This window comes from Kutzneria sp. 744, assembly GCF_000568255.1.
Lineage (GTDB): Bacteria > Actinomycetota > Actinomycetes > Mycobacteriales > Pseudonocardiaceae > Kutzneria.
Map to the genome: position 1 here is coordinate 7129271 of NZ_KK037166.1, position 15970 is coordinate 7145240.

The window sequence follows — 15970 nt, forward strand, 5'->3', positions numbered from 1 at the left end:
CACGTTGGCCGCCGCCGAGCGGCTGCGTGATTTTGATAGGCCGGTGCTACTCGCTTGGGCCCGTGAGGACCGGCTGTTCCCCGTCTCCATGGCTACTCGCCTGGCCGCCGTGCTGCCCGATGCCCGACTGGAGTTGATCGACGACAGCTACTCGTTCGTGCCCGAGGACCAGCCGCAGGCCCTCGGCCGGCTCGTGGTGAACTTTCTCGGTGCCACCACGCCGTAGCCAGGAGGAACGCACCCGTTCCACCCGGTCCGCCCTGACCACCGCCGCCCGGGGCCTGTTCACCGAGCGGGGCTACGCCGCCGTGTCCACCGACGAGATCGTGCGGGCCGCCGGCGTCACCCGGGGGGCGCTGTACCACCACTACACCGACAAGCAGGCCCTGTTCCGGGACGTGTTCGAGCAGATCGAGGGCGAGATCAACGACGAGATCGCCACCGTCTTCGCCGACGAGACCGACCACCTCGCCGCCATGGCCGCCGGCGTCGACCGCTTCCTCGACATCTGCCAGCGCCCCGACGTCCTGCACATCGGCCTCACCGACGCCCCCGCCGTGCTCGGCTGGGCCACCTGGCGGGAGATCGAGGCCCGGCACGGCCTCGGCATCATCACCGACCTGCTCACCGGCGCCGTCGCCGCCGGCCTCATCCCCGCCCCCGCCTCCGTGCCCGCCCTCTCCCAGCTCGTGCTCAGCGCCGTCATCGAGTCCGCCCTCATGATCGCCAACGGCGCTCCGCGCGCGGCCGTCCAACAGGCCCTCATGAGCCTGCTGCTCGGGCTGGTCACGAAGTAGGTTGGCGGCGGCGATTCCATGCGGGCGCTTCACCCCGGCATGGGATGCTCTTGGCGGCTTGCGCACCGGCACGGAGAGGCGAGACGAGTGACCACCTGGACCGACGTGATCAACTATGTCCGGACCCGGCACGAAGTGCTGGAGGACACGGGCTCGTGGCTGCGGTTCCGGCTGGAGTGCGAGGGCGACCGCACGCAGCAGGTGGCCGTGCACCACGTCGCCGACCTCGACGGCGCCGAGTGGCTGGAGATCTCCTCGCCCGTCGGCCGGGCCGACGCCATCGACCTGCGCCGGCTGTTGGAGCTGGCCGGCGAGTCCACCATCGGCGGCGCTGCCGTCGTCGACGGCGTGGCCCTGCTCAAGTACGCCGCCCCCCTCGAAGACCTCAGCGTCCTCGACGAGTTCGCCCGACCCCTTGAGCTTCTCGTCGCCCGCGCCGACACCCTGGAGCAGGAGCTCACGCAGTCCGACGAGTTCTGATTCCTTTCTGTCCCTTTGGCCGGTTGACGGCCCGTCCGCGAAACGTGTGTAGTCGTCGGACGGGTTCGAATACTGGAGGGACGCATGCGGAGACTGCTGTCGATTTCCCTGTTATCGCTGGCCATGGTGGCGCCACTCGCGCCGACGGCGCAGGCCGCCGAGCCGGTCGACATCAAGGTGGCGTTACAGGGAATTCCGGGTCTGACGATCGTCAAGGAGGATCCGGCGCCCGCCGGATTCCGGTTCTTCGAGCTGACATTCACGCAACCGGCCGACCACCGCCATCCGTCGGCCGGCACCTTCCAGCAGCGCTTCACCCTGCTCCACCGGGACTTCTCGGCGCCCACCGTGGCCTTCACCAGCGGCTACAACGTCTCGACCGCGCCCAACCGCTCCGAGCCGACACAAATCGTCAACGGCAATCAGCTCTCCATGGAGTATCGCTACTTCACCCCTTCTCGGCCCCAGCCGGAGAACTGGTCACAGCAGCTGACCATCTGGCAGGCCGCCGCCGATGAACACGATGCCGTCCAGGCGTTCAAGGCGATCTATCCCGGCAAGTGGTTGGCCACCGGTGGCAGCAAAGGCGGCATGACCGCTACCTACTATCGTCGGTTCTTTCCGTCCGATGTCGACGCCACCATTCCTTACGTCGCGCCCAACGAGGTCGTGCAGGACGGCAGTTTCAACCGTTTCCTCGCCCGCGTCGGCACCGATCCGGCCTGCCGCGACAGCCTCAAGGCCCTCCAGCGCGACGCCCTCACGCGCCGCTCCGAGCTCGGCGCCCTCGCCGCCGCCGACTCGGCCAAGAAGGGCTACACCTACACCTCCGTCGGCTCCCTCGACGCCGGCCTCGAGTTCTCGGTGATCGACTCCTACTTCGCCTTCTGGCAGTACCAGACCCAGGCCGACTGCGCCACGGTGCCCAAGCCCGGCGCCCCCGCCGCCCAGCTCTACGCCTGGTTCGAGAAGGTCGACAGCCTCACCGGCTACTCCGACCAGGAGCTCTCCGGCTTCGTCCCGTACTACTACCAGGCCGCCGTCCAGCTCAACGCCCCCGAGACCTACGACAGCTACCTCCGGGACCTCCTCCGCTACCCCGGCCAGGACCAGCCCCGCACCTTCGTCCCCCGCTCCGTCAGGATCCCGCCCTTCCAGCCCTTCGCCATGGCCGACATCGACCTCTGGGTCAAGACCCACGCCTCCCAGTTCCTGTTCATCTACGGCGCCAACGACCCTTGGGGCGCCATGCCCTTCTCCGTCGGCCACGGCAGCCGCGACTCCTACCGCTACTTCGTCCCTGCCGGCAACCACGGCTCCCGCATCTCCCAGCTCCCCGCCGCCCAGTCCGCCGCCGCTGTAGCCGCCGTCCGCCGCTGGGCCGGCCTCCCCGCCGCCCCCGCCCTCACCCTCCGCTCCAACACCGCCGGCTTCCCCCTCTTCGACGCCGACCTCTCCCAGCTCGACCACCCCCGCCTCTGACGGCGTCGCCTCCCCGGCCCGGCCTCTTTCCGGCCGGGGAGGCTCGGGTTCACCCAGCCAGCGCCGCCACCACCGCCTCACGCGCCGGCGCCGACCAGGACGATGTCGAACACGCTGATCAATCCGTGCTTTCGTTCCCGCGGCGCCGTTCCGCGTACCACCGCTCCATATACGCGCGTCCCGCCTCGACCATCTTCCGCTCGGTCGCCGGATCCCGCCGCCACGCAGCCGCTGCCTCCACCCCGCGTTCGACGATGAACCCCACCTCGTGGTCGATGTCCCAGCTGCTGATCTCCGTGCCGTCCAGGTACGCCGCCCACGACCCGCCGCCATGGCCCTCGCCCACGCCGCCGAACCCCAGCAGCGCCTGCCACTGCCCCCGATCCGCGTTGATCTCCACCCAGGCCGCCACTCCGTCGAGCACGCCCTCGTAGATCAGCTGCACCCCGCCCATCCCGCCTCGACTCTCCCTGACCAGCTCGAATCCGGCCGAGTCCAGGTGCTCGATCAGCACGCTGACCGACTCGGGTTGGTACGCCATCTGTGTCCTTCCGGTCATGAGTCTGGATCAGGTCCGGGCCATTCCACACGAAGCCAGCTGTGGTGACCATGTTGTCACCGCCACCGGTGATCAGATGGTGGATCGCGATGCCGTCGAGCTCCGCGTACGCGCACCACGCGTGCGGCCGAGGTCAGCATGAGTTCGAAGTCCAAGGCGGACAGCAGGCCGACACCTGCCCGCGGTTGTTGCTATCGACGCCGACGAAGACCTCGTCGAGCAGGATGACGCGCGGCACCGTCGGGTAGTGGGCTGCGAACAGTGGCAGATGCAGCGCGATGGCCTTTTCGTCGCCGGACAACGCGCCTTGCAGCTCCCGGGTGAGCAACACCGAGCCGAGCCGATACAGGCGACGAACACGGTCGTCGACCTGCTCTGCGTCTTGCGGATTCCTTCGGGGACGTGCAGCGAGGATCGTAAGCCAGTAGCAGGTCGCTGCCGCCGACTATGGATGCTGACGACTTCGTGATACGCAGGGTGTCGTGATGCGCGATGATGCTCTTGTGACGCACCGGCTGCTGCGGACTGTGCGTCGCCTGTTCGGACGGCGCGTACGGGGTCGTGCTGGGTGTCCGACACGCATCGTCGAGTGAGCCGCGTAAGGAGTCTTGTGAGCACCCTCGGTAGTTTCGTCTGGTCGATCGCCGACCAGCTTCGGGGTCCCTACCGCCCCAACCAGTACGGCAACGTGATCCTCCCGCTTACGATCCTGCGGCGCCTCGACTGCATCCTCGAGCCCGACCGTGAGACGGTGCGCGCGCTGGCGGCCAGGTACGACAACCCTAACCGGCTCAAGATCGAGGTCAAGAAGGCGACCGGCAGGCCGTTCTACAACACCTCGAACTACTCCTTCGACAACCTTCTCAAAGACGCCGACGGGCTGGCTGACAACCTGGCCGACTACATCGACCGATTCTCGCCCGATGTCGACGTGTTCGAGTACTTCGACTTCAAGAAGGAGATCCTCGCCCTGGAAAAGGCGGAGCTCCTGCGCGAGGTCATCACGTCCTTCAAGGCCGTCGACCTGCATCCGGACGTCGTCTCCAACGCCGACATGGGTGATGCGTTCGAGTACATCATCCGCAAGTTCAACGAGGCCGCGAACGAGACCTCCGGCGACCACTACACCCCGCGGGACGCGATCCGGCTGCTGGTCGACCTGCTCTTCGCCGAGAAGGACGCCGACCTGACCGAGGCCGGCATCGTCCGCACGCTGTACGACCCGACCGCCGGCACCGGCGGCATGCTCGCCCTGGCCGAGGAGCACCTGCTCGCACAGAACCCCGACGCGAAGTTGAGCCTGTACGGCCAGGAGTACAACCCGCAGTCGTACGCGATCTGCAAGTCCGATCTGCTGGCCAAGGGCCACGACGCGACCAACATCGCCTTCGGTAACACGCTGACCGATGACGCGTTCAAGGGCCGCCAGTTCGACTTCTGCATGTCCAATCCGCCGTATGGCGTCGACTGGAAGCAGTACGCCAAAGCAATCACGAAAGAGCACAACGAAGCTGGTCCCTACGGCCGGTTCGCCCCCGGCCTCCCAGCGACCTCAGACGGGCAGATGCTCTTCCTGCTCCACTTGGCCCACAAGATGCGGGCGCCGGAAGACGGCGGTGGCCGGGTCGGGATCGTGATGAACGGCTCGCCGCTCTTCAACGGCGCCGCCGACTCCGGCCCCTCCAACATCCGCAAGTGGCTGCTGGAGAACGACCTGGTCGATGCCATCGTCGCGCTGCCGACGAACATGTTCTTCAACACCGGTATCGCCACCTATATCTGGATCCTCGACAACACCAAGCATCCCGACCGCAAGGGCCTGGTCCAGCTCATCGACGGCACCTCGTTCTGGACCAAGATGCGCAAGAACCTCGGCTCCAAGGGGCGCGAGATCAGCGACGTCGACCGCGCCAAGGTGGTGAAGCTGTACGCCGACTTCACCGACGCCGACCCGGACTACTCGAAGGTGCTGCGCAACGACGAGTTCGGCTACTGGACCATCACCGTCGAGCGTCCCCTGCTCGACGAGTCCGGAAACCCCATAGTCGACCGCAAGGGCAACCCCAAACCGGACCCGAAGAAGCGCGACACCGAGAACGTCCCGTTTGCCTACGGCGGCTCGAACGTCGGCGCGGTCGGCAAGGTCGAGGTCATTCAGGCGTACTTCGACGCTGAGGTGAAGCCGCACGTCCACGATGCCTGGATTGACTGGGCCAAGGTCAAGATCGGCTACGAAGTCCCCTTCACCCGCCACTTCTACAACTACGTCCCACCTCGCCCCCTTGCTGAGATCGACGCCGACCTGGAGAAGCAGGTCGCCAAGATCCTCGACCTGCTTCGTGAGGTTGAGGGATGACCACTGTGCGTTCGACGAGCCCAACAAAGATTGATTGGTTGCAGGGACTCTCGCTTCCCTCCGGCTGGAGTGAGTCAAAGGTGAAGTACGTTGCGCCTGGTATGCAAGCTGGTGAAGCGATCACTGCCGAATCGATCGAGCCAGTCGGCACCTATCCCGTGTACGGCGGCAACGGGCTCCGCGGCTACACCCAGGCAAAGACTCATCACGGCACTCGAATTCTCATCGGGCGCCAAGGTGCGTTGTGCGGCAACGTGCACCTCGTCTCCGGCGAGTTCTGGGCCTCTGAACATGCGATCGTTGCGCGTGCTTCAGACGAGGTCGATCCTCGCTGGCTTGCTTATCTCCTGCGAGTGATGAATCTTGGCCAGTACTCCCAGACGGCTGCGCAGCCGGGCATTGGAACTGCGCAGATCAATGCACTTCCGGTGCCGGTTCCCCCTCACTCGGAGCAGCGCGCCATCGCCGACTACCTCGACCGTGAGACCGCCCGCATCGACACGCTCATCGAGGAGCAGCAGCGCCTGGTCGAGTTGGTTCGCGAGCGACGCGAAGCTGAAGCCGATGCGCTTCTGGGGTCGCCGATCGAGACTCGTCACACAACGGTCAAGCGGGTGCTTCGACCGCTTTCGCGCCCTGCCGCTCCGGGCCTTGGTGTTGTCACTGCCTTCCGCGACGGCGTTGTGACCCTCAGAAGCAATCGTCGGGAGGATGGCTACACGTTCTCCAATACTGAACATGGGTACCAGGAGATCCGTCCTGGCGACCTCGTGTTCCATGCGCTTGACGGATTCGCCGGCGCCGTCGGGATCTCGGACAGCCATGGAAACGCGACGCCCGTCTATCACGTCTGCGAAGCCAGCGCTGGTGACCACTTGCCATACGTCGCTCGACTTCTCCGCTATCTCGGACGCAGTGGATTCCTTGCAACTCAGGCCCCGAATGTGCGAGAGCGGAGCGTTGACTTTCGTAACTGGTCGATGTTTGGTCGGCTGCCCTTGGCGCTGCCTCCAGTTGAGGAGCAGCGCCGGATTGCCGAACACCTCGACGAGCAGACCGCAAAGATCGACACGCTGATCGCTGAGACGGAGCGGTTCATCGAGCTCTCGAAGGAACGCCGGGCGGCGCTGATCACCGCAGCCGTAACTGGTCAGATCGACGTACGGGAGATGGCGTGATGGCGGACCACCACGAGGACGTCTTCGAGGCCGAGATCTGCGCGTACCTGGCTGACCACGGGTGGCTCCACTCAGCAGATGACACCGGGTACGACCGCGAGCGGGCGCTCTTCCCCAGGGATGTGTTCGAGTGGCTGAAGACGACCCAGAAGCCAGCGTACGAAAAGGCCCTGAGGGCGGCGGGGTCGGAGGCGAAGTTCCTCGACGTGCTGGCCACGGCGCTCGACAGGCCCCTGGAGCATGGAGGCGGGACACTCAACATCCTGCGCAACGGGGTGCAGTACATCGGCGGTGGCCGGCTGAAGATGGCGCAGTTCCGCCCCGAGACGAGCCTGAACGCGACCACCAACGAGCAGTACGCGGCCATGCGGGTCCGGGTGATGCAGCAGGTTCACTTCTCCACCGCTGACCAGCGCAGCATCGACCTGCTCTTCTTCATCAACGGGCTCGCAGTCGCCACGGTCGAGCTGAAGACCGACTTCACCCAATCGCTTGATGAGGCGATCAACCAGTACCGCAAAGACCGGCAGCCGCTGACCAAGGGGCGGCCGGAGCCGCTGTTGTCGTTCGGCCATCGGGCGCTGGTGCATTTCGCGGTCTCCAACGACCTAGCCGCGATGACCACCCGGCTCGAGGGCGAGAAGACACACTTCCTGCCGTTCAACGTCGGCCATGACGGTGGCGCGGGCAACCCGCTTGGTGCCGAGGGGAGTTCGGCGACGGCGTACCTGTGGGAGCGGGTCTGGGAGAAGCACGCCTGGCTCAACATCATCGGCCGGCTGATGATCGTGGAGACCAAGGAAGAGTGGGATGTTGCGACCGGGACGTCGGTGCGGCGTACGAGCATGCTCTTCCCACGGTTCCACCAGTGGGAGGCCGTGACGAACATCGTGGCCGCGGTGAGCGAGGAGGGGGTGGGGCATCGCTACCTGATCGAGCACTCGGCAGGGTCGGGGAAGACGAACACCATTGCCTGGACTGCGCACCGGTTGGCGCGGCTGCACGTGAACGACGAGAAGGTCTTCGACTCGGTGATCGTGGTCGTGGACCGCACCGTGCTCGACGGGCAGCTCCAGGAGGCGATCCGGCAGATCGACGGGTCGGGGAAGATCGTGGCCACGATCAGCCCGGAGGACGTCCGCAAGGCGGGGGCGAAGTCGAAATCGGGTTGCTGGCAACCGCTTTGAAGAGCGGGGAGCTGATCATCGCGGTGACGGTGCAGACGTTCCCGTTCGCCCTCGACGAGATCCGGGCCGACAAGGGGTTGAAGGGCAAGCGGTTCGCTGTGATCGCGGACGAGGCGCACTCGTCGCAGTCCGGGCAGGTCTCCTCCAAGCTCAAGGCCGTGTTGACCGCGGAGGAGGTCAAGGAGATCGAGGAGGGCGGTGAGGTCGACGTCGAGGCGATCCTGGCCTCGGAGATGACCGAGCGGGCCGAGTCGGAGAACATCTCCTACTTCGCGTTCACGGCGACGCCGAAGAACAAGACCCTGGAGCTTTTCGGCCGGAAGGGCCCTGACGGGAAGCCGGTCGAGTTCCATCTCTACTCGATGCGGCAGGCGATCGAGGAGGGCTACATCCTCGACGTGCTCAGGGGTTACCAGTCTTACGACACCGCGCTCAAGATCGCCGGCCAGGCCGAGAGCGGCGACGGCGACGAGGTGGTGGACGAGGCCGCAGCGCGCAAAGGTCTGATGCGGTGGGTGAAGCTGCACCCGACCAACATCAGCCAGAAAGTGCAGATCATCGTCGAGCACTTCCACGCCAACGTCGCCCACCTCTTGGAGGGCAAGGCGAAGGCGATGGTTGTGACCGACTCGCGTAAGGCGGCAGTGAAGTACAAGAAGGCGATCGACGCCTATATCACCAAGCGGGCCGCCAAGGACGCCTCGTACAACTACCGCACCCTCGTCGCTTTCTCTGGATCGGTGACCATGGCCGAGAACGAGGAGTGGGTGTCGGACTGGGGGCCGCAGCCGAGCAAGGACGACGAGTTCACCGAGGCCAACCTTAACCCCGGCGCCGGCTCGGACCTGGCCGCCGCTTTCAAGGGCACGACGTACAAGATCATGCTGGTCGCCAACAAGTTCCAGACCGGATTCGACCAGCCGCTGCTCTCGGCCATGTACGTAGACAAGAAGCTCTCCGGGGTTGCTGCCGTGCAGACACTCTCCCGGCTCAACCGCACCCATCGCACTGCGGGCGGGGACCAGAAGCGCAAGACGTTCGTCATCGACTTCGTGAACAAGCCCGAGGACATCCGGGCTGCGTTTGAGCCGTACTTCACCAATGCTACCTTGGAGACCGAGACCGACCCGTACATCGTCGTCCACCTCGCCAACAAGCTCGCGCAGGCCGGGATCTACACGCCCGAGCAGGTGCGCGAGGTCGCCGAACTGTGGGTCACTCGGAAGGGCAACAATGCGCTTTCGGCGGCGATCAGCCCGGCCAAGAACGACTTCGCCCGCCGCTACGCGGCGGCGATCGAGGCCGACGACAACGTCACCCTCACCGCCCTCGACCTGTTCCGCAAGGACGTCTCCACCTACGTCCGGCTCTACGACTTCATGAGCCAGATTATCGACTACGGCGACCCATACATGGAGATGTTGTCGATCTTCCTGCGGCTCCTGGAGAAGGTCATTGCAGACTCATCCTGGGCAGCGGAGGTCGACCTCTCCGATGTGGTCCTGGTCGGGGTCAAGCACGACAAGGGGACCGCGGTCGACATCTCGCTGACCGGTGACGGCGAGCTCAAGGGCATCGGTGCTGCGGGCACCGGCACCCGGAAGGAGCCGAAGTACGTCGCTCTCCAAGTCGTCATCGACAAGATGAACGATCTCTTCGGTGCCGAGTCGTTCTCCGCGTCTCAGGTCCGTGAGTTCGTACAGGGACTGGTGCAGCGGCTGCTCGCCTACCCGGACCTGGTCAACCAGACCAAGGTGAACTCGAAGAAGCAGTTCGTGGAGTCACAGGACTTCCAGGCGGCGGTCACTGAAGCGGTCGTCGACAACCAGGAGGCCCACAACACCATGGCGGACTACTTCTTCAGCGACGGACCTGGCATCAACGCTGTCATCATGGCGCTCGCGGACGCGTTTTACGAGGTAGCGATCGATCAGGAGGCAGGCGTGTGAGCAGCCTGTCCCACGTGACGCTCGACCCTGGGATTTCTTGCAAGGTTGAGGGCTTGATTGCGGCGTCGAGGCGGGCGTGTTCGTGAAGGTGTCGAGTGCGTGTATACCCAGGTTGCTAGCGTGCTTCGCGCGTGCATGGTGACGTTTAACGATGTCGCAGCGCCGTCGTAGTACGGTGCCGAGGGGTGTCGAACTCTGTGCCGCTCAGTTTGCGAGGACCAGCCTCTCGGACAATACCTGGGACTGGGCCAGCAGGCCGAAAATGTAGGTGCAGGCGATGTCTTCGGTTGCGACGACGACGCGGTGGCGCTTTTCACCGCGTTCGTAGAAGAAGACCTCCCACTGGTCGTCCTCGGTGCGCAGGATGCAGTGGTGGTCGTCGGCCAGTCCACCGACGACGACGGTGGTGGCGGGGAGGCCGATGTACTGCAGGTTGGTTGCCAGGTTGCGGGTGTTCATGACTCTCCTCGGTCACTCACCAGTTGTCTCGCGGAGATAGCCGGCCTTGAGCAGGCGATCGACGTCGTACTGCCCAAGGAAGTACTGCGTTGCGCCGCCTGGTTGGTCGAACCAGCCTGCGGCGGGGCCGACCCAGGACGGGAAAGGCTGTGTCACCTCATAGGTGTGATACGGCGATGTGAGGGTGTGGGGCGGCAGCGCGCGCTCGGGCCAGGGAGCGCCTTCGGTGGCCAAGAATGAGCCGTACTCACTTCCGAACCGGTCGATCCGGGTTCCTGGCGGAACCCACTCGGCACGTTTGTCCTGCGGAGTGGCGAAGCCGTTGGGGTGCCCGTACTCCTCGGTGGGGTACTGGTAGTTCTCGAAGCCGCTATTGGGATCCCGCCCCTGCGACCACTTCGAGTTGAAGCGGTCGAGTTCCGTGCCCGTCGGTGGTTGGCGGCCGTGCGTCACTGCCTCGAATTTCGGATCTCCGGGCTTCAACCCTGGATGACGGCGATGCTTGACATCATCGGCATCGGCGAGCCAATCACTGTCGGGCTTGGGTTCCCCGTGCTGCTCACGTAGCCGCCACTGCTCTTCGGCGTGGCTGCCGCCGACCACGGTGTGATGTTTTGGTGTTGTGTGGCCCGGAGTCGTGTTGCTATGCCCACGAGACGTGCTGGGAGATCCGTGTCCGCCCTTGGGTGCAACGTCCTTGGAGTCGGGATGGAACTTTCTGAGCAACCCGGCACCCTTGCCGTCCGCCTCTTCGTAGAGGTCGGCAGTGGCTCCAAGGCGCTTGCCGGCCCCTTCTGCCACCCGGCCGCCTTCGTTGAAGACCTTGCCCGTGACCTGAACGCCTTTGCCCATGGCCTTGGCTACCACGGCCCCGATACCGGACCTGTCGTTGCTGGCGTGTGAGACCAAGTCCTGCCCGGTGCTCTCCAGCTTCTGCCCGCCATCGGCGAGCTTCCCGCCGAATGCGCTGAGTTTCCCGCCGGACTTACGCAGGTGCCCAGGCCGCGTGTTGATCTTGCTCATGGGCGCTGCCCTGCCTCAAGGCCCGGGATATCCATCAGCGCCTCGCCTCGGGAGTCCAGGGGGCGGAGCCCTCCTGGCTTGGGGTCTGGGGCGAGAGCCCCAGAAAAACAAAGCACCCGATCGTGGGCCGCGCTTTTTGCGGCCACGATCGGGCTTGTCGGGTGCCCCCGGCAGGATTCGAACCTGCGCCACCGCCTCCGGAGGGCGGTGCTCTATCCCCTGAGCTACGGGGGCCCGTTGCTCAACGAGGAGAAGCTTACAACACGGCGCCGAGGGGTTTTGCAACGGCCTACGGTCACACGCGTGGGTGACGTGATGACGGGGGATGGCCTGCGGCTGAGGATGTACGAGGACGGTGCCGCCACCAACCCGACGGTGCTGCTGGTGCACGGGTTCCCGGACACGGCGGCGGTGTGGGAGCCGCTGGTCAGGGAGCTGAAAGACAGCTTCAGGGTGGTGAGGTACGACGTCCGTGGGATGGGCGGGTCGGAGGCGCCGGCGACCCGGGAGGGCTACCGGATCGAGCGCCTCAAGGACGACGTGATCCGTGTGGCGGAGGCGGCAGGCGGCAAGGTGCACCTGGTGGGCCACGACTGGGGAGCGGTGCAGGGCTGGCGGGCGGTTCAAGGCCACCCCTTCGAGTCGTTCACGGCGATCTCGGGGCCGGATCTGGGGCACGCGAGCGACTGGTACCGGCGGAACTTCCCCAGTAGGGAGACGGTGAACCAGCTGATCAGGTCCTGGTACATGGCGGCGTTCAAGACCCCGAGGCTGCCGGATCTGATCTTCCCGACCCCAGGGCTGGAGCTGTACCGGGCGAACATCGGGCGGGAGCACGAAGCGAAAAGGATCACCACCAGGACGCTGCAGATCGTGGCTACGAGGGACAGGTTCGTGACGCCGGCGATGGTCCGGGCGGCGGAGCCGTGGTGTGACGACCTGACAGTCAAGATCGTGCCGGCGGGGCACTGGGTGATCAAGACTCACCCGGAGATCACGGCCACCTGGATCAAGGAATTCACCAGGGAAAGTTAGGCATACCTCATTGAGCTTATGCGCATGTGGCTATATGTTGGAGGGGCGGCTGGGGACACGAAGGGAACGAAGCGGCGATGGGGCACGGACACGGGCACGGCAGCGCCTCGGGGCAGCACGTGGGGCGTCTGTGGGCGGCGCTGGGGCTGGGGGCGGCCTTCCTCGCGGTGGAAGCGGCGATTGGCATCAGCACGGGCTCCCTGGCGCTGATCTCGGACGCGGCGCACGTGCTGACGGACGTGGTGGGCATCGGTCTGGCCCTGGCGGCGGTGATCCTGGCCGCCAAGAAGAGCAAGAACCAGGACCGCACCTTCGGCATGTACCGGGCGGAGGTGCTGGCGGCGCTGGCCAACGCGGTGCTGCTGTTCGCGGTCGCTGGCTACGTCCTGTACGAGGCGATCCAGCGCTTTGCGCAGCCGCCGGAGGTGGCGGGCCTGCCGGTGACGATCACGGCGGTCATCGGCATCGGGATCAACGCGACGGCCTTCCTCCTGCTCAAGGAGGGCGCGAAGGAGAGCCTGAACCTCAGGGGCGCCTATCTCGAAGTGCTGTCGGACCTGGTGGGCTCGGTGGGTGTCCTGATCAGCGGACTGATCACGCTGACCACGGGCTGGCGCTACGCGGACCCGGTCATCGCGGTGGCCATCGGCCTGTTCGTCCTGCCCCGCACCTGGGGCCTGGCCAAGAGGGCGCTGCGCATCCTCTTCCAGCACGCGCCCGAACGAGTGGACGTGCGGCAGCTATGTGTTGATCTCACTGCCCTTGACGGTGTGACCGAAGCTCATGACGTGCATGTGTGGACCCTCACATCGGGCAAGGAGGTGGCCTCGGCGCACCTCGCCGTGGCCCCGGGGGCGGAGCCGGCGGATGTGCTGGTCAGGGCCCAGAAACTGCTGGCCGAGGACTACCGGTTGGATCATGCGACGGTGCAGGTCGAACCCTGGGGAGCCACCGCGAAGTGCCGTGACCTGACTTGGTGACGGCACCCGTTCGGGTGTCTTCTGTGAAAACCGCGTGGGTATCCCAGCGGTGCTGCGTCCCACCTCTGTCACGGGTGATGACGTGAGAGAGCGAAGGGGATGGACCACATGGAGAACATGGGCAACGACCGCAAGGTGATCACGTCGAGGGTCGACTTCGGCTTCCTGGCGGCGCACGACTTCCTGGTGCCGCTGGAGGTGGAGCTGCGCTACGACACGCTGGATCCGTTCGCGGTGGTGGCGGCGTTCCGCCCGGGCCGCGAGGACTGTGTCGAGTGGGCGTTCGGCCGGGACCTGCTGGCCGACGGCCTGATCGGCGACGCCGGTGAGGGCGACATCCGGATCAGGCCGTCGGACAGCGACGTGGAGATGGTCGTGGTGGAGCTGCTCTCGCCGTCGGGCCAGGCGGTGTTCGAGGCCCCGGCCGAGGACCTGGCCGAGTTCCTGGACGAGACCTACGAGATCGTGATGCCCGGCAACGAGCACCTGTGGGTGGACATCGACGCGGAGCTCACGCGTCTGACGTCGATGTCGTGAGGTACTCCTCCTTGATCTCCTTCGGACCGAACGGCCAGACCTGCTCGGCCCGGGCGAAGATCAGGAACGCGACCACGCCGATGACCACCCAGGACACCGACAGGATCTGGGACAGCGCGTCGGTGGAGTAGTACAGGAACGCCCAGCCGACGAACGCGATGATCAACGGCACCGGGAACAGCCACATCTTGTACGGCCGAACCAGGCCCGGCTGCCGGCGCCGCAGCACGACCAACGCGGCGATCTGCGCGACCGACTGCACCAGCACGATGACGGCGGTGAGCGCGTTGATCACCACGCCCAGCGGGAACAGCGAGGCGATGGCGGTGATCACACCCATCACCAGCAGGCCCGCGGTGGGGAAGTGCCCCTTCGGGTGCAGCTTGGCGAACACGGGCAGGAACAGCTTGTCCCGCGCGGCCTCGTAGGGAACCCGGGAGCCGCCGAGCAGGCCGGCGAACACCGACGCGAAGGCGGTCACCACGATGAGGGCGGTCACCACGTTGGCGATGCCCGAGCCCCACGCGGTGGACACGGCCAGCGTCGCGATGGACGAGGACTTGGCCACGTCCTGCCACGGCACCGAGCCGAGGATCCCGATCTGCAGCAGCAGGTACAGCGCCATGATGCCGACGATGGACAGGATGATCGACCGCGGCAGGGTCTTACCCGGCTCGCGGACCTCGCCGCCCAGGTAGGCGCTGGTGTTGTAGCCGAGGTAGTCGTACACGGCGATGATCAGGCCCGCGCCCAGACCGGTCCAGAACGCGCCGCCCGAGCCGAACGCGCCCGGCGTGAAGTCGAACGCCAGCGAGGCGCTGAAGTGGCTGTACGCGGCGATGATGACGGCCAGGATGCTCACCAGCATGACGCCGAAGAAGGCCGTGGTGACCTTGGTGATGTCGCCGATCTTGCGGTACAGCAGGACGACCACCAGGCCGGTGATGACCACGCCGACCACGTGCCCGAGCGTGTTGACGGCGCCGGTGTCGTCCACCACCGCCGGCCACAGCACGCCGAGGTACTGCACCAGGCCGATGACGCCCGTGGACATGATCAGCGGGATGAACAGCACCGCGGTCCACACGAACAGGAACGGCATCAGCCGCCCGGTCCGGTACTGGAACGCCTCCCGCAGGTAGATGTAGGTGCCGCCGGCGCCCGGCATCGCCGCGCCGAGCTCGGCCCAGATCAGGCCGTCGGCCAGCACGATGATCGCGCCGATGACCCAGCCGAACATGGCCTGCGGCCCGTTCATCGCCGCGACCATCAGCGGGATCGTGAGGAACGGACCGATCCCGCACATCTGCGTCATGTTGATGGCGGTCGCCTGCCACGGCCCGATGCGCCGTTCGAGGCCCACCTGCCCCTTTTGCGTGCCCGTAGCCACGCCCACCTCCCTGGCTCGAATTAGGAAAGGTTCTTAACATAAAGACGGTGTGGCAGGGAACACGCCGAGGGGGACTGCCGCCGAAGTCGTGACCTGATCTTGCGGGAGACTGGGCCGGTGACGCCGTCCGGACTCTTCCCGGAGTCGTGGCTGCTCGCGTCCGCCGACCAGCGCACCGCGCTGGAGAAACAGCTGGCGGGGGCGGTCGGCGACGACCATCCCCTCGCGGTCACGCCGGTGGCCGCGGTGGCCCGCTGCGCGGGCTGCGGGGTGGTCGTCTACACGGCGGGCCTCGGCCGCGAACTGGTCTGGACCATGGTCTCTTTCGACCAGACGGCCCACGCCGATCCGGGGGTGTCGGTGTATCCGACGTTCGCAGGTCTGCGCCGCGCCATGACGGCTCACGCCCATTGACGCCGTGGCCTCCTACTATGGGGGATCGGCGGGGCCTTGGCCCCTGGACACGGAGGCAGTGGGTGTGAGGGCGCCACAGGTCGGCACGCCCGCGAGCATGCGGGAGCTCAACCAGCGAATCGTGCTGGACCGGCTGCGACGGGG

General features: G+C 66.0%; 16 protein-coding genes, 1 tRNA gene and 1 pseudogene. 12 read left to right on the top strand and 6 right to left on the bottom strand.

The genetic code is table 11. The annotated features are described in order from the left end of the window. The 4 genes from KUTG_RS32755 to KUTG_RS32770 form a co-directional block, all read left to right on the top strand. The coding region (locus KUTG_RS32755; protein WP_369794540.1) for an alpha/beta fold hydrolase at positions 1-226 on the top strand (226 nt) is incomplete at its 5' end. Further along, positions 210-797, top strand: coding sequence for a TetR/AcrR family transcriptional regulator (locus KUTG_RS32760; protein ID WP_043722288.1), 588 nt, complete (start codon positions 210-212; stop codon positions 795-797). The genes KUTG_RS32755 and KUTG_RS32760, both read left to right, overlap by 17 nt. 87 nt (positions 798-884) lie before the next feature. Next, positions 885-1277, top strand: coding sequence for a hypothetical protein (locus KUTG_RS32765; protein WP_043722290.1), 393 nt, complete (start codon positions 885-887; stop codon positions 1275-1277). A gap of 84 nt (positions 1278-1361) precedes the next feature. Beyond that, a complete protein-coding gene (locus KUTG_RS32770; protein ID WP_043722292.1) occupies positions 1362-2759 on the top strand; it encodes a S28 family serine protease in 1398 nt (465 codons plus the stop codon). A gap of 118 nt (positions 2760-2877) precedes the next feature. Here the strand turns inward: KUTG_RS32770 and KUTG_RS61900 are convergent, their stop codons facing one another. Together KUTG_RS61900 and KUTG_RS56840 are read right to left on the bottom strand one after the other, a co-directional pair. Next, positions 2878-3300, bottom strand: a complete 423-nt coding sequence (locus KUTG_RS61900; protein ID WP_043722295.1) for a hypothetical protein — start codon at positions 3298-3300, stop codon at positions 2878-2880. A gap of 25 nt (positions 3301-3325) precedes the next feature. Beyond that, a pseudogene (locus KUTG_RS56840) lies at positions 3326-3655 on the bottom strand (SbcC/MukB-like Walker B domain-containing protein); the annotation flags it as partial. Between the two features lie 273 nt (positions 3656-3928). On the opposite strand from KUTG_RS56840, the gene KUTG_RS32785 reads away from it, so the two are divergent. The 4 genes from KUTG_RS32785 to KUTG_RS61910 are packed head-to-tail and all read left to right on the top strand — an operon-like array spanning position 3929 to position 9988. Beyond that, a complete protein-coding gene (locus KUTG_RS32785; protein ID WP_043722299.1) occupies positions 3929-5674 on the top strand; it encodes a type I restriction-modification system subunit M in 1746 nt (581 codons plus the stop codon). Continuing rightward, positions 5671-6852, top strand: a complete 1182-nt coding sequence (locus KUTG_RS56845) for a restriction endonuclease subunit S (protein ID WP_084580049.1) — start codon at positions 5671-5673, stop codon at positions 6850-6852. Before KUTG_RS32785 ends, KUTG_RS56845 begins: the two co-directional genes overlap by 4 nt. Beyond that, a complete protein-coding gene (locus tag KUTG_RS65395) occupies positions 6852-8039 on the top strand; it encodes a type I restriction endonuclease (protein WP_255360949.1) in 1188 nt (395 codons plus the stop codon). The genes KUTG_RS56845 and KUTG_RS65395 overlap by 1 nt, the downstream gene beginning before the upstream one ends. After that, positions 8036-9988 carry a type I restriction endonuclease subunit R gene (locus tag KUTG_RS61910; protein ID WP_198047382.1) on the top strand — a complete coding sequence of 651 codons (1953 nt, stop codon included), beginning with the start codon at positions 8036-8038 and terminating at the stop codon, positions 9986-9988. The genes KUTG_RS65395 and KUTG_RS61910 overlap by 4 nt, the downstream gene beginning before the upstream one ends. A gap of 204 nt (positions 9989-10192) precedes the next feature. On the opposite strand, the gene KUTG_RS32805 is transcribed toward KUTG_RS61910, so the two are convergent. The 3 genes from KUTG_RS32805 to KUTG_RS32815 all read right to left on the bottom strand — a co-directional run bounded on the left by KUTG_RS32805 (position 10193) and on the right by KUTG_RS32815 (position 11704). Then, positions 10193-10447, bottom strand: a complete 255-nt coding sequence (locus tag KUTG_RS32805) for a hypothetical protein (RefSeq protein ID WP_043722308.1) — start codon at positions 10445-10447, stop codon at positions 10193-10195. A 12-nt stretch (positions 10448-10459) separates the two neighbouring features. Then, entirely contained in the window at positions 10460-11470 is a 1011-nt protein-coding gene (locus KUTG_RS54145) for a TNT domain-containing protein (RefSeq protein WP_052395679.1), read from the bottom strand. Positions 11471-11632: 162 nt separating this feature from the next. After that, a tRNA-Arg gene (locus KUTG_RS32815) sits at positions 11633-11704 on the bottom strand. Between the two features lie 69 nt (positions 11705-11773). Between KUTG_RS32815 and KUTG_RS32820 the strand changes: the two genes are divergently transcribed. From KUTG_RS32820 to KUTG_RS32830, 3 genes are all read left to right on the top strand, one after another. Next, a complete protein-coding gene (locus KUTG_RS32820; protein ID WP_052395680.1) occupies positions 11774-12505 on the top strand; it encodes an alpha/beta fold hydrolase in 732 nt (243 codons plus the stop codon). 77 nt (positions 12506-12582) lie between these two features. After that, a complete protein-coding gene (locus KUTG_RS32825; protein ID WP_043722310.1) occupies positions 12583-13485 on the top strand; it encodes a cation diffusion facilitator family transporter in 903 nt (300 codons plus the stop codon). Between the two features lie 117 nt (positions 13486-13602). Then, positions 13603-14022: an SsgA family sporulation/cell division regulator gene (locus KUTG_RS32830; protein ID WP_043731425.1), complete on the top strand. Its 420-nt coding sequence runs from the start codon at positions 13603-13605 to the stop codon at positions 14020-14022. Here the strand turns inward: KUTG_RS32830 and KUTG_RS32835 are convergent. Beyond that, positions 13997-15328, bottom strand: a complete 1332-nt coding sequence (locus KUTG_RS32835) for an APC family permease (RefSeq protein ID WP_232241506.1) — start codon at positions 15326-15328, stop codon at positions 13997-13999. The two genes, KUTG_RS32830 and KUTG_RS32835, sit on opposite strands and share 26 nt — an antisense overlap. 201 nt (positions 15329-15529) lie before the next feature. On the opposite strand from KUTG_RS32835, the gene KUTG_RS32840 reads away from it, so the two are divergent. Beyond that, positions 15530-15826, top strand: coding sequence for a hypothetical protein (locus tag KUTG_RS32840; protein ID WP_043722313.1), 297 nt, complete (start codon positions 15530-15532; stop codon positions 15824-15826). The last annotated feature ends 144 nt before the right edge of the window (positions 15827-15970 follow it).